This window comes from Thioalkalivibrio sp. ALE17 (genome assembly GCF_000425605.1).
Classification (GTDB): Bacteria; Pseudomonadota; Gammaproteobacteria; order Ectothiorhodospirales; family Ectothiorhodospiraceae; genus Thioalkalivibrio.
Genome location: NZ_KE384404.1, coordinates 154826 through 177478, shown reverse-complemented (window position 1 = coordinate 177478; position 22653 = coordinate 154826). Strand labels below are relative to the sequence as shown.

Annotated in this window: 27 protein-coding genes and 1 tRNA gene; 12 read left to right on the top strand and 16 right to left on the bottom strand. The window is 68.7% G+C overall.

Translation table 11 applies throughout. The annotated features are described in order from the left end of the window. Positions 1-133: 133 nt before the first annotated feature. Positions 134-562 carry an OsmC family protein gene (locus H609_RS0111810; RefSeq protein ID WP_018865921.1) on the top strand — a complete coding sequence of 143 codons (429 nt, stop codon included), beginning with the start codon at positions 134-136 and terminating at the stop codon, positions 560-562. 86 nt (positions 563-648) lie between these two features. Continuing rightward, entirely contained in the window at positions 649-1458 is an 810-nt protein-coding gene (gene speD, locus H609_RS0111805) for an adenosylmethionine decarboxylase (protein WP_017942843.1), read from the top strand. Positions 1459-1515: 57 nt separating this feature from the next. Here the strand turns inward: speD and coq7 are convergent, their stop codons facing one another. Both coq7 and H609_RS0111795 read right to left on the bottom strand, forming a co-directional pair. After that, complete coding sequence (coq7, locus tag H609_RS0111800; RefSeq protein ID WP_018865920.1) at positions 1516-2157, bottom strand: 2-polyprenyl-3-methyl-6-methoxy-1,4-benzoquinone monooxygenase; 642 nt, start codon at positions 2155-2157, stop codon at positions 1516-1518. A gap of 63 nt (positions 2158-2220) precedes the next feature. Further along, a complete protein-coding gene (locus H609_RS0111795; protein ID WP_081659445.1) occupies positions 2221-3519 on the bottom strand; it encodes a (Fe-S)-binding protein in 1299 nt (432 codons plus the stop codon). On the opposite strand from H609_RS0111795, the gene H609_RS0111790 reads away from it, so the two are divergent. The 4 genes from H609_RS0111790 to H609_RS0111775 all read left to right on the top strand — a co-directional run bounded on the left by H609_RS0111790 (position 3518) and on the right by H609_RS0111775 (position 5176). Beyond that, positions 3518-4255, top strand: a complete 738-nt coding sequence (locus tag H609_RS0111790) for a YdiY family protein (protein ID WP_018875976.1) — start codon at positions 3518-3520, stop codon at positions 4253-4255. The genes H609_RS0111795 and H609_RS0111790 overlap by 2 nt on opposite strands. Before the next feature lie 97 nt (positions 4256-4352). Next, positions 4353-4658, top strand: a complete 306-nt coding sequence (locus H609_RS0111785; protein ID WP_018865917.1) for a ferredoxin — start codon at positions 4353-4355, stop codon at positions 4656-4658. Between the two features lie 65 nt (positions 4659-4723). Then, a tRNA-Met gene (locus H609_RS0111780) sits at positions 4724-4800 on the top strand. A 166-nt stretch (positions 4801-4966) separates the two neighbouring features. Beyond that, the gene (locus tag H609_RS0111775; RefSeq protein WP_018865916.1) at positions 4967-5176 is read left to right on the top strand and encodes a hypothetical protein; all 210 of its coding nucleotides are present in this window, start codon (positions 4967-4969) and stop codon (positions 5174-5176) included. Between the two features lie 49 nt (positions 5177-5225). On the opposite strand, the gene H609_RS0111770 is transcribed toward H609_RS0111775, so the two are convergent. Genes H609_RS0111770 through H609_RS0111760 form a run of 3 tightly spaced genes read right to left on the bottom strand, consistent with a single transcriptional unit; the run spans position 5226 to position 8149 of the window. Beyond that, the gene (locus H609_RS0111770; RefSeq protein WP_018865914.1) at positions 5226-6239 is read right to left on the bottom strand and encodes a M14 family metallopeptidase; all 1014 of its coding nucleotides are present in this window, start codon (positions 6237-6239) and stop codon (positions 5226-5228) included. Positions 6240-6247: 8 nt separating this feature from the next. Continuing rightward, on the bottom strand, positions 6248-7687 hold the full coding sequence (locus tag H609_RS0111765; protein WP_028485024.1) for a glutamate-cysteine ligase family protein: 1440 nt from the start codon (positions 7685-7687) through the stop codon (positions 6248-6250). A gap of 3 nt (positions 7688-7690) precedes the next feature. Continuing rightward, positions 7691-8149 (bottom strand): hypothetical protein, encoded by a 459-nt coding sequence (locus tag H609_RS0111760; protein WP_018875992.1) that lies wholly within the window; start codon positions 8147-8149, stop codon positions 7691-7693. A 148-nt stretch (positions 8150-8297) separates the two neighbouring features. On the opposite strand from H609_RS0111760, the gene H609_RS0111755 reads away from it, so the two are divergent. The 3 genes from H609_RS0111755 to H609_RS0111745 are packed head-to-tail and all read left to right on the top strand — an operon-like array spanning position 8298 to position 10186. Continuing rightward, positions 8298-8861 carry an RNA polymerase sigma factor gene (locus H609_RS0111755; protein ID WP_017942834.1) on the top strand — a complete coding sequence of 188 codons (564 nt, stop codon included), beginning with the start codon at positions 8298-8300 and terminating at the stop codon, positions 8859-8861. Beyond that, positions 8851-9675 (top strand): hypothetical protein, encoded by an 825-nt coding sequence (locus tag H609_RS0111750; RefSeq protein ID WP_028485023.1) that lies wholly within the window; start codon positions 8851-8853, stop codon positions 9673-9675. The genes H609_RS0111755 and H609_RS0111750 overlap by 11 nt, the downstream gene beginning before the upstream one ends. A 22-nt stretch (positions 9676-9697) precedes the next feature. After that, positions 9698-10186, top strand: coding sequence for a DsrE family protein (locus H609_RS0111745; RefSeq protein ID WP_019583061.1), 489 nt, complete (start codon positions 9698-9700; stop codon positions 10184-10186). 45 nt (positions 10187-10231) lie between these two features. On the opposite strand, the gene murU is transcribed toward H609_RS0111745, so the two are convergent. From murU to H609_RS0111730, 3 genes are read right to left on the bottom strand one after another with little or no spacing between them, the layout of a single operon-like run. Beyond that, the gene (gene murU, locus H609_RS0111740; RefSeq protein WP_028485022.1) at positions 10232-10906 is read right to left on the bottom strand and encodes an N-acetylmuramate alpha-1-phosphate uridylyltransferase MurU; all 675 of its coding nucleotides are present in this window, start codon (positions 10904-10906) and stop codon (positions 10232-10234) included. Positions 10907-10927: 21 nt separating this feature from the next. Continuing rightward, positions 10928-11923: an aminoglycoside phosphotransferase family protein gene (locus H609_RS0111735; RefSeq protein ID WP_028485021.1), complete on the bottom strand. Its 996-nt coding sequence runs from the start codon at positions 11921-11923 to the stop codon at positions 10928-10930. Continuing rightward, the gene (locus H609_RS0111730) at positions 11920-12690 is read right to left on the bottom strand and encodes a phosphodiesterase (RefSeq protein ID WP_028485020.1); all 771 of its coding nucleotides are present in this window, start codon (positions 12688-12690) and stop codon (positions 11920-11922) included. The genes H609_RS0111735 and H609_RS0111730 overlap by 4 nt, the downstream gene beginning before the upstream one ends. A 161-nt stretch (positions 12691-12851) precedes the next feature. On the opposite strand from H609_RS0111730, the gene dksA reads away from it, so the two are divergent. After that, on the top strand, positions 12852-13277 hold the full coding sequence (dksA, locus tag H609_RS0111725; RefSeq protein WP_018865906.1) for an RNA polymerase-binding protein DksA: 426 nt from the start codon (positions 12852-12854) through the stop codon (positions 13275-13277). Between the two features lie 5 nt (positions 13278-13282). Here the strand turns inward: dksA and argA are convergent, their stop codons facing one another. The 3 genes from argA to H609_RS0111710 form a co-directional block, all read right to left on the bottom strand. Then, positions 13283-14650 carry an amino-acid N-acetyltransferase gene (argA, locus tag H609_RS0111720; protein ID WP_028485019.1) on the bottom strand — a complete coding sequence of 456 codons (1368 nt, stop codon included), beginning with the start codon at positions 14648-14650 and terminating at the stop codon, positions 13283-13285. A gap of 371 nt (positions 14651-15021) precedes the next feature. Next, entirely contained in the window at positions 15022-15495 is a 474-nt protein-coding gene (locus tag H609_RS0111715) for a DUF192 domain-containing protein (protein ID WP_028485018.1), read from the bottom strand. A gap of 3 nt (positions 15496-15498) precedes the next feature. Continuing rightward, positions 15499-15771 carry a heavy-metal-associated domain-containing protein gene (locus H609_RS0111710; protein WP_018865903.1) on the bottom strand — a complete coding sequence of 91 codons (273 nt, stop codon included), beginning with the start codon at positions 15769-15771 and terminating at the stop codon, positions 15499-15501. 82 nt (positions 15772-15853) lie between these two features. On the opposite strand from H609_RS0111710, the gene ilvD reads away from it, so the two are divergent. Beyond that, positions 15854-17707, top strand: a complete 1854-nt coding sequence (ilvD, locus tag H609_RS0111705; protein WP_028485017.1) for a dihydroxy-acid dehydratase — start codon at positions 15854-15856, stop codon at positions 17705-17707. Positions 17708-17792: 85 nt separating this feature from the next. After that, positions 17793-18464, top strand: a complete 672-nt coding sequence (radC, locus tag H609_RS0111700) for a DNA repair protein RadC (RefSeq protein WP_018876000.1) — start codon at positions 17793-17795, stop codon at positions 18462-18464. Between the two features lie 27 nt (positions 18465-18491). On the opposite strand, the gene H609_RS0111695 is transcribed toward radC, so the two are convergent. The 5 genes from H609_RS0111695 to H609_RS0111675 form a co-directional block, all read right to left on the bottom strand. Continuing rightward, the gene (locus H609_RS0111695; protein WP_018865900.1) at positions 18492-19070 is read right to left on the bottom strand and encodes a glycine zipper domain-containing protein; all 579 of its coding nucleotides are present in this window, start codon (positions 19068-19070) and stop codon (positions 18492-18494) included. Positions 19071-19191: 121 nt separating this feature from the next. Next, positions 19192-20373 (bottom strand): 8-amino-7-oxononanoate synthase, encoded by a 1182-nt coding sequence (bioF, locus tag H609_RS0111690; RefSeq protein WP_028485016.1) that lies wholly within the window; start codon positions 20371-20373, stop codon positions 19192-19194. A gap of 10 nt (positions 20374-20383) precedes the next feature. Beyond that, positions 20384-21136: a methyltransferase domain-containing protein gene (locus tag H609_RS0111685; protein WP_028485015.1), complete on the bottom strand. Its 753-nt coding sequence runs from the start codon at positions 21134-21136 to the stop codon at positions 20384-20386. Positions 21137-21148: 12 nt separating this feature from the next. Next, positions 21149-22144, bottom strand: a complete 996-nt coding sequence (gene bioB / locus H609_RS0111680) for a biotin synthase BioB (RefSeq protein WP_028485014.1) — start codon at positions 22142-22144, stop codon at positions 21149-21151. Further along, complete coding sequence (locus H609_RS0111675; protein ID WP_026329810.1) at positions 22141-22599, bottom strand: hypothetical protein; 459 nt, start codon at positions 22597-22599, stop codon at positions 22141-22143. Before H609_RS0111675 ends, bioB begins: the two co-directional genes overlap by 4 nt. Between the last annotated feature and the right edge of the window lie 54 nt (positions 22600-22653).

Sequence of the window (22653 nt, the reverse complement as noted above, 5' to 3'; positions counted from 1 at the left end):
ACAGGCCACTGATTTTGTGCAGCAGGTCCGCCCTGAGTAGAGTCCCTCTGAAGTATAGGCATGGATCCCTTCATCCAACAGCAGGAAGGGAGCACTGGTTCATTGATTGGCACCTCTTTAAAGGACGAGCGCGATGCAGGTGAAAGTGAAATGGCTGGACCAGGTGGCCTTTGTCGGCGAGACCGACAGCGGTCATGCGGTGGTGATGGACGGCGCGCCGGACGCGGGCGGCCGCAACCTGGGCGCGCGGCCGATGGAGATGCTGCTGCTGGGGATGGGCGGTTGTACCAGCTTCGACGTGATTGCGATGCTGAAGAAGGCGCGCCAGCAGGTGCTGGACTGCGAGGTGACGGTCGCAGGCACCCGGGCGGAGACCGTGCCCAAGGTCTTTACCGATATCCACGTGCATTTTCGGGTGTACGGCCATGACCTGTCGGAGAAGCAGGTGGGGCGCGCGGTCGGGCTCTCGGCCGAGAAGTACTGCTCGGCTTCGCTGATGCTGGGGGCCTCGGCGAAGGTGACCCACGACTTCGAGATCGTCGAGGGGCCGGCCCCGCGCTGAACGGGAACCCGGGTTCTTTCCTTGGACTCGGAGGCCGAGGCGTCTACAATTCGCCGCTCGCTGCGGCCCGGGCAAGAGGACACGCCATGCCTCGTCACAAGAAGCAGATCAAGCTCCACGGTTTCAACAACCTGACCAAGAGCCTGAGCTTCAACATCTACGATATCTGCTATGCCTCGGGTGACCGGCATCGCGACGAATACATCGCGTACATCGACGAGGCGTACAACGCCCAGCGGCTGACGCAGATCCTCTCCGATGTGGCCCATCTGATCGGGGCCAATATCCTCGATATCTCGCGCCAGGACTACGATCCGCAGGGCGCGTCGGTGACCATGCTGATCTCGGAGGAGCCGGTGGCCACCGAGAAGATCGGCTACACCGAGGGCCCCGGCCCGCTGCCGGAGACGGTGGTCGGTCACCTCGACAAGAGCCACATCACCGTGCATACCTATCCGGAGGCGCACCCGGAGGGCGGGATTGCAACCTTCCGTGCCGATATCGATGTGTCCACCTGTGGGCGCATCTCGCCGCTGCGCGCCCTGAACTACCTGATCCACAGCTTCGAATCGGACATCGTGATCATGGACTACCGCGTGCGCGGTTTTACCCGCGACGTGCGCGGCAAGAAGCACTTCATCGATCACAAGATCAATTCCATCCAGGACTTCCTCTCGCGCGATACCAAGGAGAAGTACCAGATGGTGGACGTGAACGTGTACCAGGAGTACCTGTTCCACACCAAGATGGTGCTGAAGGACTTTGACCTCGACAGCTACCTGTTCGGGCTGGGCAAGGACGACTACTCGGCCAAGGAGGCCAAGCGCATCTCCAAGCTGCTCAAGCACGAGATGATGGAGATCTTCTACGGCAAGAACATGAGCCGCCCGAGCTGAGCGGCATGCGCCGCGCGTTGCGCGCGGCACCTGACGCCCGTCCTCTCGCCTGGCGAGTCAGATCCAGTAGGCGGTGCGCGTCATCACGCTGGAGGTCAGGGGCATCAGCAGATTGCGCACCGGCCACGGTGGCGCCTTGCCGCCCAGCGCCATGGCATGCGCGCCGTGTTCCACCTCGTCCTGCTTCATCTGCGCCAGGATGCGCGCCGAGACCTCGTCCTGGGCCGGCAGCCGCTCCAGGTGGCGGTCCAGATGGCGTTCCACCTGGCGCTCGGTCTCGTCGATAAAGCCCAGGCTGTAGGCGTCGCCGGTCAGGCCGGCCAGGGCACCCATCCCGAACGAGCCGACATACCAGAACGGCCCCAGCAGGCTGGTGCGCCCGCCCAGGTCGTGCACCCGACGCGCACACCAGTGCAGGTGGTCGCCCTCCTCGCGCGAGGCCTGGTCCAGGTGGTCGCGGATCGCGGGGGTGCGGGCGGTCAGCATCTGGCCCTGGTAAAGCCCCTGCGCCGCGACTTCCCCGGCGTGGTTCACGCGCATCAGACGGGTGGACAGGTCGCGCTCATGATCCTCCAGATGCGGGCCGATATCGTCCCCGCCCGGCGACGGGCGGCCGGTGGAACGGGCCTGGCCGGAGATGACCTTGACGAAGGCATCGGCCTGGTTGATCAGGTGATCCAGCGGGGAGAGTCGGCGCATGGTTCCGGTCCGGTTGGGGCATCAAGGCGTACCCCTCAAGAGTACCGCAAGCGGGGCCCGGGATCAGCGCCCAGCGGGGTCGTGGGCAGGGTTTTTCAGCCGCCGCGCCAGGAATCGCGCGGGTGACAGGATGGCCGGCATATCCGCCTGGTCGCCGGCCAGGGCGCGCAGGTGCACGCTGCACCCGACATTTGGACTGATGATCACGTCCGGCGTGCCATCGCAGAGCGCCTGCAGCGTCTCGGTGCCCAGGCCGTCCGCCATGGCCGGCTGGGTCAGCATCGCAGTGCCACCCGCGCCGCAGCAATTCGGTGCGCCGGCCACAGGCGTCAGGGAGACCCCGGGCAGGCGCTCCAGCAAAGCGGGCAGTTCGCGCGCCTCGCGGGTGACGTTGCGCTGGGTGCAGGGCAGATGCAGCGCGATCCGGACGGGGGTGTCATCCCAGAGGTCCGCGGTGGTGCCCGCTTCCAGGTGCTGCGCCAGGAAGCGCGTGAGGCTCAGGCTGCGCCGGCCCAGGGTGCCCTCGGGGTATTCGCGCAGCGTGGCCTCGCAGCCACTGTCGAGGGCGATGACTGGCTGATCCCCGTCGCCGAAGGCCTCGAGGTTTCGTGTCTGCAGGGCCTGCGCGGCCGCGCGATGGCCGGTGTGCTGGTCCAGCGCGCCGCAGCAGACCTGCCGTTGCGGGATCGCCACGCGCAGACCGAGGGCCTCGAGGACGTGCAGCGCCGCGTCCAGGTCGGGCCCGGTAAAGAAGCGGTCCATACAGCCGGTGAACAGCAGGACGTCGGCCTCGTCCGGCCTCGCGGTTGGGCGCAGCCGGGGGGCGGGGACCAGGGAGTCCCGGGTATGGGCGAGGCTGCGTTCCCAGCCGCCGCGCGGGAGCAGGCGCTCTGCCCCCAGGCGTGCACCGGTCCGCGCGACCAGTCCCCCAAGGCTGCGCAGGGTTGGATGCAGCAGCGCCCGATGCTGGACGCTGTGCCGCCAGCGGTCCGCCCGCGACGGGGCGGCCGGGTGCTCGTCGAGGATCTCGCGGGCGCGATCGATCAGCGCCCCGAAGGGCACCCGTGCCGGGCACACTGCCTCGCAGGAACGACAGCCCAGGCACCCCTCGAGGTGCCCGCGCAGGCGCTCGGATTCGGGCGCAAGCCGGCCCTGCGCCAGACCCTGCATCAGGGTCAGTCGTCCACGCGGAGAGTCGCCCTCGACGCCGTGCCAGCCATAGGTCGGGCAGTGCGGCAGGCACAGCCCGCAGTGTACGCACTGGTCGGCGGCGGAAAGCCCCGAGAATCTCAGGGGCTGGTCCGATGCCCCCAGCGGCTTTGCTAGGGTTTTGCCTTCATTTGATTCCGGGAGGTTTCCCATGCTCGTGCGTTCGTTTCGGCCCGTCGGGTCTGCGTTTGCCTCGCTCATCCTGCTGAGCATACCAGTCTCGCAGGGCCTGGCCTGGGAGGCCGAAGGCTGGCAGTCGACGATCGAGCTGGGGGCTTCCATGACCACCGGGAATACCGAATCCACCACGGCCTCGGGGCGCTTCCGCGCGGAGCACACCACCATCGACTGGCGGAATCGCATCCGGCTGGATGCCTACTTCCACGAGGAGGATGACGAGACTACCGGCGAGCGTTACGTCGCCGGCTACCAGGCGGACCGCAAGCTGGGCGAACACGACTATCTGTTCGGGGCGCTGCGCTACGAGCGGGATCGCTTCAGCAACTACGACTACCAGGGCTCGGCCACGGCCGGTTACGGTCGTCGCCTGATCGACGGCGAACGCGTGCGGCTGGACGGCGAGATTGGTGCCGGTATGCGCCAGGTGCGCATCCGCACCACTGGCGAGACCGAGAGCGAGCCGGTCGGTCGCCTGGCCGGCAATTTCCGCTGGGAGATCAGCGAGAACGCCCGTCTTACCGACGAGCTGCTGGTCCTGACCGGCAGCGACAACACCGAGATCGAGAACATCCTCGCCCTGACCGCGGATGTCACCAGTCGGATGTCCCTGCGCACCAGCTTTACCGTCAAGCACAACACCGACGTCGAGCCCGGCGTGGAAAATACCGACACCATCACGGACGTGAGTCTGGTTTATCGCTTTCGCTGAAGCGTCGGCGCGCTGAAGGCACCGACGCGAACGTTGCCATCCGTCGTGTTGCGGGCGGCAGCGTTATCATAAGCCGCAGGGATCACTGGAGACTTCCATGGGCTACTACCAGCGCCATATCTTCTTCTGCACCAATTGCCGCGAGGACGGCAACTGCTGCGAGGACCACGGGGCGACCGAGATGCGCGCCTACGCCAAGACCCAGGCCAAGGCCATGGGCATCCACGGCAAGGGCCAGGTGCGCGTGAACACCGCCGGTTGCCTGGATCGCTGCAACGAGGGTCCGGTCGCGGTGGTCTACCCGGAGGGCGTCTGGTACACCTACCAGGACGAGCGCGACATCGACGAGATCCTGGAAGAACACCTCAAGAACGGTCGCGTGGTCGAACGCCTGCAGATCTGAACCCCGCCCGGCGCCGCGCTGGCTTGACTTTATGCGCCGGCCTCCGGAGAATTCGCAGCCCGCGTGGCTACGTAGCTCAGCTGGTTAGAGCACATCACTCATAATGATGGGGTCCCCTGTTCGAATCAGGGCGTAGCCACCACCGAATCCCGGACAGGGGCTGTCAGCGACATGACAGCCCCTGTTTTGTTTGGGGACCCGGCGCGGCGGTGTTGTATTGCCGGTATGCAGGGGCTCGGATAGACTGCGCGCCGGGTCGCGTGCCTGCGCGCGGGCGGCCCCTCAAGGGAGCAACCTCGGACGAATCCATGAAACGCTACGGAATCCGCATCCGCCTGCCGGAAGGCAGCACCATGGCCATGCCGCACCTGCTGGGGCCGGACTGGGAATCCTATCGCTGGTACGACAGCGAACAGGCGCGCGAGAAGGCGCTGGCCGACATGCAGCGTGACCTCCCCAACTACCGCAAGGGCGATCACGTAGCCCAGGTCCTCGAGCGCGTCGAACGCGACGCCTGATCGCGCATCGCGTCCTCCCGGCTGCGGCCGGCCCATGGGTCAGCATGGGTTAGGGCAGGGACAGCGGCTCCATCAGGTAGCACAGGCAGTCCTGGGCGATGACCCGGGTGTCCAGTGTGAGCATGGACGGCATGGCCGGGCGCTTGAGCCGGATCTCCTGGCCGGCGCGCTCCAGATAATCCCCGGTGACCTCGGAGCCGTCCTCGGCGATCGCGACCAGCGGCTCGTCGGCATCTTCGTGCACCTGTACCAGGCGGGAACCGGCGGGCAGCAGCTGGAAGTTCAGGCCGTCGAGGTCGGGTTCCAGGCGCACGTCGTGCTGTGCCTCCAGTCCGGCCTGCAAGCCGGGGCGCACCCGGACCTGAGCCACCGTGTGGAAGAGCTCGATGGCGCCCTCGCGTGGCGGTTCGGGCACGAAGTGGTCCAGGTGCAGCACCGCGTCGATCATCTCGCGGGCGTGGTCCACGCCGGCGGCGTCGCCGGGGTGGCCGCACTCCAGAGTGACGGCCGGCGCGATGCGTGCCAGGGCCATGGAGGCAACCCCGCGCGGCCGGGTGAAGTAGACCACGGTGCGCCCGAACAGCGCGGCCAGGTTCAGAAACGGGGACTCCAGGCGATTGATGCAGGCGTAATGGGGGTTGCGCCCGGTGTTGTTGTGCAGGTCGATCGCGGCGAACAGGCCGCGTCCCTCCAGGCGGCGGCAGAGCTCGGCAAAGACATCGGCCTCGCGCGAACCGGCCTGTTCGGTGCCCGGCCAGATGCGATTGAAGTCCGGCTGGTCGTCCAGGTGGCGCTGATTGACCGCCGCCGCCTGCGGGTTGCCCACGATCAGCGTCAGGGCGCGTGGCAGCGGCCGCCCGGTGTAATGACGCAGGAGCTGCTGTACCGCGTGCAGGCCCACCGGTTCGTTGCCGTGCAGCAACAGGACCACGGCCACCGCGGGTTCGCGCTGGCCTTCCAGGTGGATCAGGGCCGGGCCGGGCACGCACTGGTGCAACGTCTCGGGCGTGGCTTCGAGGAAGCCGTCGGGTAGTTCGAAGTGTTCGATGATGGATTGCGTCACGGGTTTCCTCAGAGTCCCCAGGTGTGGACCGGCGCGCCGGTGTTCTGCCAGCCACGATAGGCGCGAACCAGCCCGGGCCAGTCGCGCCCGTGGCGTGCGACCCAGTCCCGCTGCCAGCGTGCGCCGGTCTGGCGGCTGGCCACGCGCGCGGCGATGATCCCGAGCAGGGCGTCGCGTTCGCTGCGCTCGATGCCCAGGCGCTCCAGGCCTTCGGCTGCTCGGGGCAGCAGGTCGCGGGTGATCAGGCGGGGCGCCGGGGCCGGTTCGCGGTGGCCCCAGCGCAGGCGCGCGTCCAGTCCGTGTCGGGCTGCATTGTAGAAGTTGTCGCGGGCCTCGGAAAACGGGGTCTCCAGCGTGCCGTCCGGCGATTCGGCGACCAGGTGCTCGATCAGGCCCAGGGCGAAGGCCGTGTTGGCCAGCATGTCGATCAGTGAGGGGCCTGCGGGCAGGCAGCGGAACTCCAGGCGCAGACTGCGGTGGCCATCCGCATCGCAGCCGACGATGGGGCGGTTCCAGCGCCAGATGGTCCCGTTGTGGAAGGCGAGGTGAGCCAGCTGGTCGGCCGGTTCGTCCAGTGCCACCGGCAACAGGACCGGAAAGTGCTCCAGGTTTTCGGTGAACAGCTCGCCGATCGAGTCATGCAGATAGCCGGTGCCGAAGGTCACGCGCCGGATCGGGCCGCGTGCCGAGTTGGCGAATCCGCCTACCTCCACGGACTGCTCGAACAGCGGGATGCGGCTCTCGGCCCACAGGTCGTGGCCGAAGATGTAGGGCGTGTTCCCGGCGGCGGCGAGGACCGGAGCGGCCGCCACCAGCGAGGCGTTGTAGGCCCGATGGGCGCGATCGGGCCGGGTCTCGATATGCACCTGGAAGGAGGTCGCCGCCGCTTCCAGCATCACATCCGCGTGGCGGTGCTGCAGGTGTTCGTGGCCGACGATATCCACCTCCAGCGGGCGCTGGGCGCGCTGTTCCAGGATGGCGCTGTTCAGCGCCCGGTAGCGGGCCTGCCGGGACATGTGGTGGAGCCCGAGATCGGCTGGCTCCAGGGTCGGCAGGCTCCCGGCCATCAGCAGGTCGGCTCCGGCATGACGGGCGGCTCGCCGCGCCTGGCGCAGGGTCTCGCGCAGCTCCTCGAGGATCGCGCCGAAGCAGCCGGGCCCGGCGCGGAAGACGCTGCTGTTCAGTTCGACATTGAACTGGGCCAGCTCCAGGGTGGCCAGTGGGCTGTCCATCGCCGCGAGAAAGGCCTCGTTGACCGGCAGCGGGCGCCCTTGCGCGTCGCACAGCCAGGCCTCGATCTCGAAGCCGAGCCGCGGCGGCGGCGCGGAGTCGGTCGCCGGCTGTGTGCGCAGCCAGTCCAGCAGCCGGGCCGTCTCGTCGGCCAGGGCCTCGTGGAAACGGTCGAAATCCGCCGCGCCGAAGTGCTCTTCGCGGATTTCCCGGCCCAAGATCTAGTCCTCGTCCCGGTCGTCGGTGTCCGGGGCCTCGTCGTAGAGGCTCTCCAGGAGGTCGCCCCAGATCTGTTCGTGGTGCTCGATGAAGGCCAGCAGGTGCTTGCGGAAGGCGAGGTAGTCGGCCTCGAAGGTCTCGAAATCGGCACCACCGTTCAGTAGCTTGGCGGCGCGGTCGGTCTGCTGCAGGCTGTCGCGCAGGTTGAGGCTGGCGGCCATCGCGCCCTTCACGCGTTCGCGTTCGTGCGGGATCCAGGCGCGGTCCGACAGCATGGAGCGCAGGTTCTCGCCCAGCTCCAGCAGGCGCTTGCGCAGGCGCGGGACGGCCCCGATGGTGCCGGTCTTGAGTTCACCCCAGACCGCGTCGGTGATCAGCCGTGACCAGCGCTCGCGCAGGTCCTGCACGGTGTCAGGGTCGAACGCGAACGCGCGCTCCAGTTGTTGCGGATCGAATGGCATTGGGTATCCTGATCGACGGAATCGGGGATGCGCGATTTGTGCGGTCGCAAGGCCGGAGTATCGGAATAGCCCCGCGCCCGGTAGCGTCCTACAGGGTACAAGAACAAGCAAGGCCGCATGTACGGCCTGCGGATGGAGGAAACACAACATGGCAACCTGGTTCGCGCAGCGCAGGCTGCGCCAGAAGGTATGCGACCTGCGGCCCCAGATGTACCGCATGGCCTTTGCGTGGTGTCACGATGCCGCGCTGGCGGATGATCTGGTGCAGGAGGCGATGATGAAGGCCCTGACCCGGCTGAAGTCGCTGCAGGACGAGAGCGCCCTGAAGGCGTGGGTGTTCCGGATCATGACCAACTGCTACCGCGACTGGGGACGGCGGCAGAAGGACACGGTGGACGTGGACAGCATGGAGCTGCCCTGCGAGGACTGCCCGGAGCAGCAGACCGAACGCAACCGCATGGTGGCGGACGTTCACCGGGCGATGGCCGAACTGAGCACCGATCACCGGCAGGTGGTCGCGCTGGTGGACCTCGAAGGCTTTGCCTACTCCGAGGTCTCGGAGGTGCTGGATGTACCCATCGGCACCGTGATGAGTCGCCTGAGCCGCGCTCGGGCACAGTTGAAGAAGGTGCTGCTGGAGCAGCAGGCCGACACGGGGAAAGCGGCCGATACACCCTATCTCAAGGTAGTGAGGAATCGGCATGTCGAATGAACGACTGAGTGCAAGGAACCGCCCCAGCGAGGAGATCCTCAACGCCTTCGTGGATGGCGAGTTTTCGCCCGAGGATCGTCTCCACACCCTGAAGACGATTGCCTCCAGCGAGCACCTGAGCCGCGAAGTCTGCGACATGCACCAGCTCAAGGAGCTGGTGAACATGGCGTACGAGGATGTGCCGGCCGGTCGCACCGGGGCCCCCGGCGGGCGCTGCCGGCTGTCGCGCGGCGGTCGTTCGGCCTGGTTCCCTTCGGTCGCCGCCGGGGTGCTCGCGCTGGTCGTGGGTTCGCTGGGCGGCTACGAGATCACCCGGGATGCCGGTTTCTTCGGCGGCGAGCCGTCGGCCGCGATCGATCAGGACGCCGGGGCCATGGCGCAGATGGCCGCCGGCGATGACGTCGCGGGCGGCGCGGCGGCGCCACAGCAGGTGTTTTCCGCCACCGAGACCGACCAGATCCTGCTGCATATCAATGAAGCCGATCGCCGCGCGATGGCGGAGCTCCTGGATGACATCGAGAGCATGTACCGCGAGGCGGCCGCCGTCGGGCGCGAGCTGAACGTGCAGGTCGTGGTGCACAACAATGCGATGGACCTGCTGCGTACCGACAGCGCCCCGTATCCGGAGCGGGTCGCCAGCATGGCGCAGGATTACCCCACGCTGCGCTTCACCGCCTGTGCCCAGACCCTGAACCGGCTGGCGCGCGAGGAGGGCAAGACGGTCGACATCCTGCCGCAGGCCGAGCTGATCGATTCCGGCGTCGCCGAGGCGGCCCGCCGTCAGGCCGAGGGCTGGATCTACATCAAGGTCTGATCCGGCCTTGCCGGCACCCCGCATGTCGCCCGCGAACCGCACAAGACGCCCCGGCTGGTTTCTGGCCGGGGCGTTTCTGTTGATGCTGACCGCGGGCGGCGCGACGGCATTGTTGTTTGGCACGGTCGCCGACGCCCCGGCCGCCGACGAGCCGCTCCGGGTGGTTTATCACATCAATTCCGATGACCCGGAGCTCCACCTGAACGCCCTGCGTAATCTGCAGAATCACATCGATGGCAGCCCTGATGGCTCACCGCTGGAGATCAAGGTGCTAATGCATGGCAGTGGCATCAGCCTGCTGCAGCACGCGCGCAGCGATCCGGATCTGCGCAGTACGGTGAATACCCTGAAACTGCAGGATGTCCGCTTCCTGGTGTGCGGCAACACGATGGCCTCGCGCGGGCTGGAGCGCGAGGATCTGCACGAGGTGGCGGAGCAGGATGTGGTGCCCAGCGGCATCGTGGAACTGACCCGGTTGCAGCGCGCCGGGTATACCTACATCAAGCCCTGATCGGGGCGATGGCGCGGGTGCCGTTCACTTCGTGACGGCGGGCGCTCAGCGTTTCCCCAGCTCGGCGTCCAGTGCCGCCAGGCGCTCCGGGGTACCGATGTCGCGCCAGTCTCCGGTGTGGTGCTCCCCGGTGATGCGGCCGGCGGCGATGGCCGGGCGCAGCAGGGGGCCGAGCGCATGGCGGCCGGGCGGCAGATCGCGGAACAGGGCCGGGTCGTACCAGCCGATGCCGCTGAAGGTCAGGGCCTCGCCGTCGTCGAGTCCGATCTGTGCGTCCTTCAGGGTGAAGTCGCCCTGCGGGTGATGCTCCGGGTTGTCCACCAGCACAAGGTGCGCGAGGGGCCGGTTGGTGGACCGGCGCAGGGTCTCCGGCGGGGTCAGCGGATGGTCGCACCAGACATCGCCGTTGACGACCAGGAACGGCGCGTCGCCCAGCAGCGGCAGCGCCTTGCGGATGCCGCCCGCGGTCTCCAGGGCCCCCTCGGGCTCTGGTGAGTAGTGGATCGCCAGACCGGCGTGCTGCGCGCCCAGCGTCGTGCGGATCTGCTCGCCCAGGTGCGCCAGGTTGATCACCACCTCGCGGTAGCCCGCGGCCGCCAGGCGGTCCAGGGTGTAGGTGATCAGTGGGCGCCCGCCGACTGGCAGCAGGGGTTTCGGGCAGTGGTCGGTCAGCGGGCGCATGCGTTCGCCGCGGCCGGCGGCCAGGATCATCGCGCGCATGGATCCGTGTGTCCCCATGGTCTAGTTGTCCTGCAAGCGTTCGGGCATGTCGGTACGGAACCAGGCAGCGACCGGCTCCACCTCCGGATGCATCAGCCCCTGCGCCAGCAAGCGGTGCAGGCGGGGCAGGTGCTCCAGGTAGCGGGGCTTGGCATCGCGCCGCGCGAGGCGCACGAAGATCCCGAGGATCTTGGTGGTGCGCTGGACGCCGAGGACCCGGTAGTGGTGCATGAATGCCGCGCGGTCCCAGGATGCAGCCGCGAGGTAGCGCTCCAGGCCCTGCGCCACGGTGTCCGGGGACGGCTCGCGGCGGGCATCCTCCAGCAGCGAGACGACATCGTAGGCCGGGCTGCCGATGACTGCGTCCTGAAAATCCAGCACGGCGCAGGCCCGGTCCTCGCCGGGGGGCAGCATCAGGTTGTCGACGTGGAAATCGCGCAGGACCAGGGTCCCGTCCAGGCTCGGGCGCCCGTCCAGCGCCGATCGCCAGGCCTGCAGGAAGGCGTCGCGCCGGGCCGTCGCCAGCGGCGCTCCCCGCTGTTCCGGCCAGTACCAGTCGACAAACAGGGCGACCTCGTCGAGCAGACGCGGCATGTCGTAGGCGGGCAGGGCCGGGGCCGTCGCGGCCCTGGCCGGCCAGGCGCTGTGGAGCTGGAGCAGGGTGTCGATGGCGCGGTCGTACAGCGGGCCTTCTGTGGACCCCTCGGCCAGTGCCCGGGTAAAGGTCCGGTCACCCAGATCCTCGAGCAGGACGAATCCGGCTGCCGGGTCGTGCGTCAGCACGCGCGGCGGGCGCAGACCCAGCGACTCCAGCAGCCCCGCGATCTGCACGAACGGTTCGGTGGCCTCGCGCTCCGGCGGGGCGTCCATCAGCACCACCGGCTCGCCATCGCGGCGCAGGCGGAAATAACGGCGGAAACTGGCATCCGCACGCAACAGGGCAAGGTCCGTGAAATCGCCTGGCTGGCGCGCGAGCCAAGCCCGGAGCTGATGGCTGCGGGTATCGTCCGGGATCATGTGCGAGCCTCCTCGCTCACGCGCTGGATGCGGGTGTCGAGCCGTCCGTCCGGGTGCAGGTCCAGCACGCGATAGCCGGCGGCCTCGGTATCCAGCGCGAAGCGTTCGGATCCGGGGGCGAACTGGATGCAGGTGGAGGGGCAGCCGAGCAGCTCGATGCCCTGGCGCTCGCCGCGAAAGTCCTGGTGAATATGCCCGAACAGGCAGGCGCGCACGCGCGGGTGGCGATCCAGCACCGCGAACAGGTCGTCCGGATTGGTCAGGCCGATCCGGTCCATCCATGCGCTGCCAATCGGGACGACCGGGTGATGGATGGCGATCAAGCCCCAGTGCTCCGGATGGCTGGTCAGTAACTGATCCAGTCGTTCCAGCTCGGCGGGTTCGATACGGCCGGTCGCCTGGCCCGCGACCGCCGAATTGACGCCGATCAGGAGCCAGTCGCCCTGTATGCGGTGGCCGTCCAGGGGGTACCCGGCCGTGTCGAACGCGCGGTGCAGGGTGTGCCAGTCGTCGTGATTGCCGGCCAGTCCGGCGACGGGCCAGCCCTTTACGTGCTGGTCGAGTAGGCCCAGCAGACGCGCGTAGGCGGTCGGCGTGGGATCCTCGGCCAGGTCGCCGGTCAGCCAGAGCAGGTCCGGCCGGTCCTCGTTCCGGGCCAGTGCCTCGAGGACCCGTGCGAGCTGGCGGTCGCTGTCGGGGTAGCCGGCCCGGATCGGGCCTGGCTCCCGGCCCAGGTGGGTGTCGCTGATCTGGAGGATGCGCTGCATGCGGGCTGTGTCGGTGTCCGTGGTTCCAGGGATGTGCATCGGGGCGGGTTTTTCTGTTTGCCGCCCGACGGGGGGATTGCCCTATACTCGATCGGGTGTACCGCGTATCGCGCCGGGGCCTTTCCGCATGGGGCGGAAAGGGGCCTGGCGAGGGGCCCGAGATGAGCCAAGATGCCAAGACCCGCCCGGATTCCGGGTACCGCCCGTCCGAGGACGAACCCTACATGAATCCGCGTCAGCTGGACTACTTTCGCGCCAAGCTCGAGGCCTGGCGTGCCGAGCTGATCGAGGAATCGGAACAGACTCTGGAGCACCTGCGCAGCGAGAGCTGGCAGGAGCCCGATCCCAACGACCGGGCGAGCCACGAAACGGATGCCGGCCTGGAGCTGCGCACGCGGGATCGCTACCGCAAGCTGCTGAACAAGATCGACGCGGCGCTGGCGCGCATCGACCGCGGCGAATACGGCTACTGCGAGGAGACCGGCGAGCCGATCGGGATTGCCCGACTGGAGGCGCGGCCCATCGCCACCCTGAGCGTTGCCGCCCAGGAGGCCCACGAGCGCGACGAGGCCCGCTACGCGCAATAGCGCGGCTAGTCTTCCGCCAGACTGCGGGTGAAGACCCGCGAGTTGCGCGCCTGGTTGTACCGGGTCTGGCGGCTCGCGGGGAGGTCATCCACCTGGCCCGGGGTGTAGCCACGCTCCTGGAACCACTGCGCGGTGCGCGTAGTCAGCACGAACACCCGCCGGATCCCCTGCTCCCGCGCCAGCTGTTCCATGGCCTGCAGTAGTCGGTCGCCGCGCCCGCTGCCGCGGTAGTCGCCATGCAGGGCCAGGCAGGCGATCTCCGCCGCATCCGCCTCGAACGGATACAGCGCGGCGGTGCCGATGATCAGGCCGTCGGCCTCCAGCACCTGAAAGCGGTCGATCTCCAGCTCCAGGTGTTCACGCGCGCGATGCACCAGGATGCCTTCGGCCTCCAGCGGTTCCAGCAGCGCGTGGATGCCGCCCACGTCGTCGAGCGTGGCCGGGCGCAGGCGTTCCAGCGGCTCGCGCGAGACCAGGGTCCCGATCCCCTGACGGGTAAAGAGTTCGGTCAGCAGCCCGCCGTCGTCGTGCCGATCCACCAGGTGCACCCGCATCGCGCGCTGGTGGCAGGCATCGATTGCGCTTCTCAGGTGGTTCGCCAGTTCCTCCGGCAGGTCGGGGCTGGTCTCCAGCAACTCCTGCGCGGCCGGTACGGTGAGCTGGTCGAGCACGCCGTGTTCCGGGTCACGCAGCACGCCGGCCTCGGTCAGGAAGATCAGCTTGTCGGCATTCAGCGCGATCGCCACCTGGGTGGCGACGTCTTCCCCGGAGAGATTGAAGACCTCGCCGGTGGGGGAGTAGCCCAGCGGTGACACCAGGGCGACCTGCTCGCGCTCCAGCAAGGCCGCGAGCGCGTTGGTATCCACCCCGCGGACCTCGCCGGTGTAATGGAAGTCCACCCCGTCGCGCACGCCCAGCGGGCGGGCGGTGACGAAGTTGCCGCTGGCCACACGCAGCCGCGCGTTGCCGGTACCCGGCTGGCCCAGGCTGCGGGACAGCAGCCCCTCGATCTGCAGGCGCAGTCGGCCGACCGCATCCAGCACGGCCTCCAGCGCCGGGGCGTCGGTCACGCGCAGGCCATTGGCATAGGCCGGGGTCAGCCCGCGCTCGCCCATGCGGGCCTCGATCTGCGGCCGGGCGCCGTAGACCAGCACCACCCGGATGCCGAGGGCATTGAGCTTGGCGATGTCGCGCATCAGCGCCGGGAATTCCGGCGCCTGGGCGGCCTCGCCCGCCAGCGCGATCACCATGGTGCGTCCGCGGTGGGCCGCGATATAGGGCACGGCATCGCGGAACCACGCGAGTTCCCCGGGCTGCGGGGCTCGACGCAAGGGTGCGCCGGGGCGGGCGGATGGGTGGGGCGTGGTGGTCACGTGCGCGTCCGTTTCCTGAGGATGTCCTGAGCCGACAGTCTAGGGAAACACGGATCAATGTACACACTCGCGTTGGCACCCCAGGTTTTCCGAGGCAAGGCGCGGTGCGCAGCCGGTAGTGGTTCTACCGGCAAGGGCCGCAACGCAGGATCGGGGAACCTGGGGTGCCAACCCCGAAGGGGCTCGGCCGCTTTTGCATGCCCACGGCGTTGCGGCTCCCTTGTGCAGAACGACTGCACGGCAGTCACCGCGCCTTGTTCGCACGCAAAAGCGACTCGAGCGCGAGCGTGTACATTGATCCGTGTTTCCCTAGTGAAAACACGGATCAATTTGCGCGTCGGCAGCCCGGGCCGCGTTGTGCTGGAAAGGTGTCAGTCGTTCCCGCCGACGATTCGCTCCAGGTCGGGTACGCGATCGCCGGCCGCGACGCCGTGCCGCTCGAACCAGCCGGCATTGACCTCCAGCGCGTAGCGCACGGGGCGTTTCGCCTCATGGATGCGGGTGGAGTGGGGTGTCATGGATGCTATGTTGGTGATGGTGTAATCGGCATCGATAAAGGCCACATCCAGCGGGATGCGGGTGTTCTGCATCCACATGCCGTACTGCGCCGGACGCGGCCATATGAACAGCATGCCGTGGTCGTCCGGCAGGTGGTCGCGGTGCATCAGGCCGATCCGGCGGGCGCGGTCCGTCGCGGCGATCTCGACGGTAAGGGTCTGTTCACCGATGTCCAGGTCGGCCGTCGGGAGCCCGTTTTCGGCCTGCGCGCACCCCGCGCCAAGGCCGACGAACAGGATCAGCCAGGCCAGCCCGGCCCAGGACCGGCCCGGCGATCGGAGTGGCACGGCCTAATCGCCGCTCATGCGCCCCACAGCGCAGCTGGCGAAGGACTTGGCCTTGGCACTGGTGGAACGCCAGCCGGAGACCGATCCCACCTCGGGGTAGCCCATGCTGGCGAGCTTGGCGGCGACCGCCTCGCGGGCGCTGTCCGGGGCCTGGACCTCGACGGCGCCGCCTTCCACGTCGACCTCGGCCTCAGTGACGCCTTCGACCTGCAGCAGGCCCTTGCGGATGGAGCTGGCGCAGCCGCCGCACTTGATGTTCTCGACCTCGATTTTCATTGCCGGGACCTCGGGATACTGGGGTTTGTACGACTCATTATGTACGATTCCGCTTCTGCGTAAACGTTCACGAGACCCGACCATGCCCGCCTATCGCTCCCGCACCACCACCCACGGCCGCAACATGGCCGGCGCCCGCGCCCTGTGGCGCGCCACCGGCATGAAGGATGGTGACTTCGGCAAGCCGATCATCGCCATTGCCAACTCCTTCACCCAGTTCGTGCCCGGGCACGTGCACCTGAAGGATCTGGGGCAGCTGGTCGCCGGCGAGGTGGAGAAGGCCGGTGGTGTGGCCAAGGAGTTCAACACCATTGCGGTGGATGACGGCATCGCGATGGGTCACGGCGGGATGCTCTATTCGCTGCCCTCGCGCGAGATCATCGCCGACTCGGTCGAGTACATGGTCAATGCCCACTGCGCCGACGCGCTGGTGTGCATCTCCAACTGCGACAAGATCACCCCCGGGATGCTGATGGCCGCGATGCGCCTGAACATCCCGGTGGTGTTCGTCTCCGGCGGCCCGATGGAGGCCGGCAAGGTGCAGGCGCCGGGTAGCGACAAGGTCATCCATCTGGACCTGGTGGACGCGATGGTCAAGGCCGCCGACTCCAGCGCCAGCGACGAGGAGGTGGAGTCCATCGAGCGCTCCGCCTGCCCGACCTGCGGCTCCTGCTCCGGCATGTTCACCGCCAACTCGATGAACTGCCTGACCGAGGCCCTGGGCCTGTCGCTGCCGGGCAACGGCTCGCTGCTGGCCACCCACGCCGGGCGCAAGTCGCTGTTCGAACAGGCCGGTCGGCGCGTGGTCGAACTCGCGAAGCGCTACTACGAGCAGGACGACGCATCCGTGCTGCCGCGCTCGATCGCCACCTTCGAGGCCTTCGAGAACGCGATGAGCCTGGACATCGCCATGGGCGGCTCCACCAACACCGTGCTGCATCTGCTGGCGGCCGCGCGCGAGGGCGAGGTCGACTTCACCATGGCCGATATCGACCGCCTTTCGCGCAAGGTCCCGAACCTGTGCAAGGTGGCCCCGGCCACCCAGCTCTACCACATGGAGGACGTGCATCGCGCCGGTGGCGTGGTCGGCATCCTCGCCGAGCTGGATCGTGGCGGGCTGATCCACCGCGACATCCCGACGGTCCACGCCGATACTATGGGCCAGGCCCTGGAACAGTGGGACGTGATGCGCCACGCCGCCGAATCCGAGGCCCTGTACAAGGCGGCGCCGGGCGGCGTGCCCACCCAGGTCGCGTTCAGCCAGGACAAGACCTGGGACAGCCTGGATATCGACCGCGAGAACGGCTGTATCCGCGACATCGAACACGCCTACTCGACCGACGGCGGCCTGGCCGTGCTCTACGGCAACATGGCCCCGGACGGCTGCATCGTGAAGACCGCGGGGGTCGACGAGAGCATCCTGAAGTTCTCCGGCCCCGCGCGGGTGTTCGAGAGCCAGGACGCGGCCGTCGAGGCGATTCTCGGCGACCGCATCCAGGCGGGTGACGTCGTGATCATCCGCTACGAGGGCCCGAAGGGCGGCCCCGGCATGCAGGAGATGCTCTACCCGACGTCGTATCTGAAGTCCAAGGGGCTGGGCAAGGAATGCGCGCTGATCACCGACGGGCGCTTCTCCGGCGGCACCTCCGGGCTGTCCATCGGCCACGTCTCCCCGGAGGCCGCGCAGGGCGGCGCGATCGGCCTGATCGAGGAAGGCGACACCATCGAGATCGACATCCCCGGGCGCGAGATCCGCATCGACGTCGACGACGCCACCCTGGCGGCCCGGCGCGAGACGATGGAGGCCCGCGGCGCGAAGGCCTGGAAGCCCGAGTCGCGCAACCGCGAGGTCACCCAGGCCCTGCGCGCCTACGCCCTGATGACGACCTCCGCCGCCTTCGGCGCGGTGCGCGACATCTCCCGCTTCGAGGACTGAGCGAGGGCAACAGGCGGGCTTGCAGGATGTCTTGAGCGGCGCCCTGGACCGAAAAACCAAACGACCGAACCACAGGGAGGTGGGGATGGCGATTACCGACTGGCCCGCGGCCGAGCGTCCGCGGGAGAAGCTGATCGAGCGCGGCGCGGCCGCGCTTTCCGATGCGGAGCTGCTGGCGATCTTTCTGCGCACCGGCGTGGCCGGCAAGAGCGCGGTCGATGTCGCGCGCGACCTGCTCGGCCGCTTCGGCGGGCTGCGGCCGCTTTTACAGGCCGATCAGGCGGGGTTCTGCGCGGCGCCGGGGCTGGGCGATGCCAAGTACGCCCAGCTCCAGGCGGTGCTCGAGATGGGGCGGCGGCACCTGGCCGCCGATCTGGAGCGTGGCGATGCGCTGACCTCGCCGACCGCGACCCGCCAGTTCCTCGCGGCGCGCCTGCGCGACTATCCCTTCGAGGTCTTTGCGGTCCTGTTCCTGGACAACCGCCACCGGGTGATCGCCTTCGAGGAGCTCTTTCGCGGCACCATCGACGGTGCCTCCGTACACCCGCGCGAGGTGGTGCGGCGTGCCCTGCGGCACAACGCGGCGGCGGTGATCCTGGCGCACAACCACCCCTCGGGCGTGGCCGAGCCGTCGCGCTCGGATGTCGCCATCACCCGCCGCCTGGCCGATGCCCTTGGGCTCGTGGACGTCCGGGTCCTCGATCATGTGATCGTCGCCGACGAGAGCGTGTCCCTGGCCGAGCGCGGCGAGTTGTAGCGCCTTGTCCCTGGCGGGCCCCGCCGGTCAGCCGCGGATCTCCCAGTGCCCGGGCTCCGACGGACAGGCGGTGCCGGTGTGACGCTGGCCGTCGATGGTCATCTCGAAGTCGCGGCAGCCACTGTCGCGGTTGCGGCGCGGGGTCAGCTGTACCGGCTGGTCATGGGCATTGCGCCAGTGCACGGTCTGGCCGGTCTCGGCCAGTTCCAGGGCGTGTCCCATGCAGGCCTGGTCGTTGCGATCCATCTGGCGGCCGATCATGCCGCCCAGCACCGCGCCGCCGGCCGCGCCAATCAGGATCGCGACCGGGTCGCCATCGCCAACCCGATGGCCGATCACAGCCCCCGCGCCGCCACCGATCGCGGCCCCGATCGCGTCGCGGTTGCAGCGCCCGTCCATCACGCCGTAATCCCGCTCCCAGCGGTCATAACTGTGACCGTGGTAGCCGTGATAGCCCGGGTCGTTCTGCGCGCGCCAGCCGTGGGCCGGTGCCCAGGGCGGTGGCGAGGCCAGGGTATCGGCGGCAAATCCGAACAGCAGTGCGGCGGCCAGTACCTTCAGGTGCGCGGGCAGGCCGCGACGGGATTGGGTGCGTTTCCGTGCCATGGTCCGTCTCCTTTTGATCGGATACGGGCCCAGCTTGGCGTTGTTTCGCTGAACGGTTGTTTAACGTGGCGGGGTGTTTTGCGGAAGCGTGAACGGCTGCGTGTCGGGACTGTGCGCGGTTTCACGTGGTGGTGGCGGCGAGCGCGTGCTCCAGCGCCCGTAGCAGCGTATCCACTTGAGACTCGGTGTGGCTGGCGGACAGCGTGATGCGCAGCCGCGCCTGGCCCTCGGGGACCGTCGGCGGGCGGATGGCCGGGACCAGGAAGCCGGCGGCCAGCAGTCTCTCGGCTACGGCACTGGCGCGGCGGGCGTCACCGATGTGGACCGGCTGGATCGGGGTCAGGGGCGGCGGGTGCTGCAGGCCGAGCCGGTCCAGGCCTGCCCCCAGGCGTTGCAGCAGGCCCTGCAGGTGCGCACGGCGATCCTCGGCGGCCTCGGCAATGCGCACGGAGGCGAGCGTGGCGGCGGCCAGGGCGGCCGGCATCGCGGTGGTGTAGATGTAGGGGCGCGCGGTCTGGATCAGGGCCTCGATCAGGGCCTCGGAGCCGGCGACGAAGGCCCCGGCGGTGCCGAAACCCTTGCCCAGCGTGCCCATCAGGATCGGCACGTCGTCCGCGCCGAGGCCGTGGTGCTGGCAGCTGCCGCCGCCGGTCGCGCCCAGCACCGACAGGCCGTGGGCGTCGTCCACCATCAGCCAGGCGTCGAACTCGCGCGCCAGCGCGGCCAGTTCCGGCAGCGGGGCGATGTCGCCGTCCATGGAGAACACCCCGTCGGTCACGATCAGACGGTGACCGCGATCGGGAGCCTGCTCCAGACGTTCGCGCAGGTGCCCGGGATCGGCATGGTGATAGCGCTGGCTGCGCGCGCCGGCCAGGCGCACGGCGTCGATCAGCGAGGCATGGTTCCAGCGGTCCTCGAACACCGTGTCGTGGCGGCCGGCCAGCGTCTGTACCAGCGCCAGGTTGGCCATGTAGCCGGTGGAGAACAGCAGCGCGCGCTCGCGCCCGGTAAAGCGCGCCAGCGCCTGCTCCAGTTCCACATGCGCGCGGGTGTGGCCGTTGATCAGATGGGCGGCCCCGGCCCCGACCCCGTAGCGGTCGAGGGCTTCGCGGGCGGCGGCAGCGACGGCCGGATCGGCCGCCAGGCCCAGGTAGTCGTTGGAGCAAAAGGCGACGATAGATTTACCGTCGATGACCTGCTCCGGCTGCTGCGGCCCGTCCAGCGTGCGCAGACGGCGCCAGCGACCGTCCGTGCGCACGCGGTCGAGGCGGGCCTGCAGAAAGGCCTGCAGCGACTCGCTCATGGTGAATCGCTCACGGCCGCAGCCCGGCGCGCAGGAAGATCGGCCAGTGCACGCGGGCGGTGATGTCCGTATTCGGCCACAGCGCGCGCAGGGCCGGCTCCAGTGCGGCCAGTGGATCCTGCCCGACGGCCTGCGCGCGGCGGATGGCCGACCAGGTGCCGAGGTAGCCGAGCAGGGTGTCGCGGTCCCAGTCGCGGTCGATCCGAAACTCGGGCGTTTCGATCTCCGGCCAGGGGAACGGCAGGTCGCTGTAGTGGCTGCGGATGTGGCTGCGCTCTTCCGGCCACCAGGGCGCCAGGGTGGTGTCGTGGAAGTCGGTCAGCAGGCGGTCCAGCGCCGGGTCCTCGGCGCGCAGGATGCCGTAGCCCCAGATCGCCAGCAGGCCGCCCGGGCGCAGGACGCGTGCAACCTCGTGATGGAAGTCGGCATGGCGGAACCAGTGCGCGGCCTGGGCGACACAGGCGAGATCTATCGAGGCGTCGGCCAGCGCGCAGGCCTCGGCGGCGCAGGCGATGCGGTCGATGCCGGTGGTCGCCGGCAGGGCGGCCAGCAGGGCCGGGGCGGCATCCGTCGCCACGACCTGCGGGAAGTGCGGCTGCAGGCCCTGCGCGGCCTGGCCGTTGCCGCTGGCGCAGTCCCAGGCCCGTTCGTGGCGCGGGGTGTGCGCGGCCAGCCAGTCAAACAGCTCGGCGGGGTAGTCCGGGCGGTGGCGGGCATACGCCGCCGCCACCGCCGAGAAATGATCGGGAAAGTCGCCCGCCACCGGCCGCTTGGCTCAGGCCGATGCGGAGGCGGGCCGGTCCGATTCCGCAGGGGCTTCCGGCCCGGTCTCCGGGCGCAGGCCCAGGCGTTCGAACAGCGCGAGGTCGTGATTCTCGCCGGGGTTCGGCGTGGTCAGCAGGGTGTCGCCGTAGAACAGCGAGTTGGCGCCGGCCAGGAAGCACAGGGCCTGCATCTCGTCGGACATCTCGGTGCGCCCGGCGGAGAGGCGCACGTAGGAGGCCGGCATCAGGATGCGGGTCGCGGCGATGGTGCGCACGAACTCCAGCGGGTCGAGGTCCTCGATCCCGTGCAGCGGCGTGCCCTCGACCTGGATCAGCTGATTGATGGGGACCGATTCCGGGTGCTTCGGCAGGTTGGCCATCTGCTGCAGCAGGCGCGCGCGGTCGCGCCGCGACTCGCCCATGCCGAGGATGCCGCCGCAACAGACGTTCATGCCGGCCTCGCGCACATGCTCCAGGGTCTCCAGGCGGTCCTCGTAGGTGCGCGTGGAGATGATGTGCCCGTAGAACTCCGGCGAGGTGTCGAGGTTGTGGTTGTAGTAGTCCAGCCCCGCCTCGGACAGGCGTTTCGCCTGATCGGCCTTCAGCATGCCGAGGGTCATGCAGGTCTCCAGCCCCTCGTCCTTGACGGCGCGCACCATCTCGATCACGCGCTCCAGGTTCTTGTCGGTGGGGTTGCGCCAGGCGGCCCCCATGCAGAAGCGGGTCGCGCCCTGGGCGCGGGCATTGCGCGCGGCCTCGAGCACTTCCTCCAGCGGCAGCAGGCGCTCGCGCTCCAGCTCCACGTCGTGGTGCGCGCTCTGCGGGCAGTAGGCGCAGTCCTCCGGGCAGGCCCCGGTCTTGATCGACAGCAGCGTGCTCACCTGCACCGCATTGGGGTCGAAGTGCTCCCGATGCACCGTCTGCGCGCGAAAGATCAGGTCGTTCAGCGGCAGGTCGAGCAGGGCCTCGACCTCGTCGGTATTCCAGTCGTGGCGGGGTGTGCTCATAGGTGGTGGTCCTTGTCGGATTCGGCGGGGATCTCGACGTCCGCCCAGGGCTCGCGGTAGATGGTGAACAGCGCGTAGATCGTCCAGGGCAGCAGGATGGCCGCGGCGATCGCCCAGTAGGCGCGGTAATAGTCGAGATCCGGCGGGAAGAAGGTGGCGACCACGATCAGCGCGCCCATCAGGGCGTAATAGCGGTACGCGGCCCACTGGGTGTGGTGGCCGACCCGCGGATCGGGATGGTGTTTGTTCAGGGCGTAGACCAGCATGGAGCCGCCGAACCACAGTACCAGCGGGACGATCCCCATGATCGCGGCGATGATGAAACCGACCCCGACGCCCTCGCTGCTGACCACGAACAGCGGAATGCCGGCGATCGACACGCTGATCAGGTTGCCGATGTCGAACATCGACGCGGCGCGCCGAGAGCTGCGCCCGGAGACGGTCCTGGTGGCCATGGTCTACCCTGCATGCAAAACGCAGAGCATACCATCATGCCCCTGACCCCTTCA

What these genes read in the sequence shown, in the direction of transcription:
- H609_RS0111810 (WP_018865921.1), top strand. Translation starts at nt 134, where the DNA reads ATGCAGGTGAAAGTGAAATGGCTGGACCAGGTGGCCTTTGTCGGCGAG.
- speD (WP_017942843.1), top strand. Translation starts at nt 649, where the DNA reads ATGCCTCGTCACAAGAAGCAGATCAAGCTCCACGGTTTCAACAACCTG.
- coq7 (WP_018865920.1), bottom strand. Translation starts at nt 2,157, where the DNA reads ATGCGCCGACTCTCCCCGCTGGATCACCTGATCAACCAGGCCGATGCC.
- H609_RS0111790 (WP_018875976.1), top strand. Translation starts at nt 3,518, where the DNA reads ATGCTCGTGCGTTCGTTTCGGCCCGTCGGGTCTGCGTTTGCCTCGCTC.
- H609_RS0111795 (WP_081659445.1), bottom strand. Translation starts at nt 3,519, where the DNA reads ATGGGAAACCTCCCGGAATCAAATGAAGGCAAAACCCTAGCAAAGCCG.
- H609_RS0111785 (WP_018865917.1), top strand. Translation starts at nt 4,353, where the DNA reads ATGGGCTACTACCAGCGCCATATCTTCTTCTGCACCAATTGCCGCGAG.
- H609_RS0111775 (WP_018865916.1), top strand. Translation starts at nt 4,967, where the DNA reads ATGAAACGCTACGGAATCCGCATCCGCCTGCCGGAAGGCAGCACCATG.
- H609_RS0111760 (WP_018875992.1), bottom strand. Translation starts at nt 8,149, where the DNA reads ATGCCATTCGATCCGCAACAACTGGAGCGCGCGTTCGCGTTCGACCCT.
- H609_RS0111755 (WP_017942834.1), top strand. Translation starts at nt 8,298, where the DNA reads ATGGCAACCTGGTTCGCGCAGCGCAGGCTGCGCCAGAAGGTATGCGAC.
- H609_RS0111750 (WP_028485023.1), top strand. Translation starts at nt 8,851, where the DNA reads ATGTCGAATGAACGACTGAGTGCAAGGAACCGCCCCAGCGAGGAGATC.
- H609_RS0111745 (WP_019583061.1), top strand. Translation starts at nt 9,698, where the DNA reads ATGTCGCCCGCGAACCGCACAAGACGCCCCGGCTGGTTTCTGGCCGGG.
- murU (WP_028485022.1), bottom strand. Translation starts at nt 10,906, where the DNA reads ATGCGCGCGATGATCCTGGCCGCCGGCCGCGGCGAACGCATGCGCCCG.
- H609_RS0111735 (WP_028485021.1), bottom strand. Translation starts at nt 11,923, where the DNA reads ATGATCCCGGACGATACCCGCAGCCATCAGCTCCGGGCTTGGCTCGCG.
- H609_RS0111730 (WP_028485020.1), bottom strand. Translation starts at nt 12,690, where the DNA reads ATGCAGCGCATCCTCCAGATCAGCGACACCCACCTGGGCCGGGAGCCA.
- dksA (WP_018865906.1), top strand. Translation starts at nt 12,852, where the DNA reads ATGAGCCAAGATGCCAAGACCCGCCCGGATTCCGGGTACCGCCCGTCC.
- H609_RS0111710 (WP_018865903.1), bottom strand. Translation starts at nt 15,771, where the DNA reads ATGAAAATCGAGGTCGAGAACATCAAGTGCGGCGGCTGCGCCAGCTCC.
- ilvD (WP_028485017.1), top strand. Translation starts at nt 15,854, where the DNA reads ATGCCCGCCTATCGCTCCCGCACCACCACCCACGGCCGCAACATGGCC.
- radC (WP_018876000.1), top strand. Translation starts at nt 17,793, where the DNA reads ATGGCGATTACCGACTGGCCCGCGGCCGAGCGTCCGCGGGAGAAGCTG.
- H609_RS0111695 (WP_018865900.1), bottom strand. Translation starts at nt 19,070, where the DNA reads ATGGCACGGAAACGCACCCAATCCCGTCGCGGCCTGCCCGCGCACCTG.
- bioF (WP_028485016.1), bottom strand. Translation starts at nt 20,373, where the DNA reads ATGAGCGAGTCGCTGCAGGCCTTTCTGCAGGCCCGCCTCGACCGCGTG.
- bioB (WP_028485014.1), bottom strand. Translation starts at nt 22,144, where the DNA reads ATGAGCACACCCCGCCACGACTGGAATACCGACGAGGTCGAGGCCCTG.
- H609_RS0111675 (WP_026329810.1), bottom strand. Translation starts at nt 22,599, where the DNA reads ATGGCCACCAGGACCGTCTCCGGGCGCAGCTCTCGGCGCGCCGCGTCG.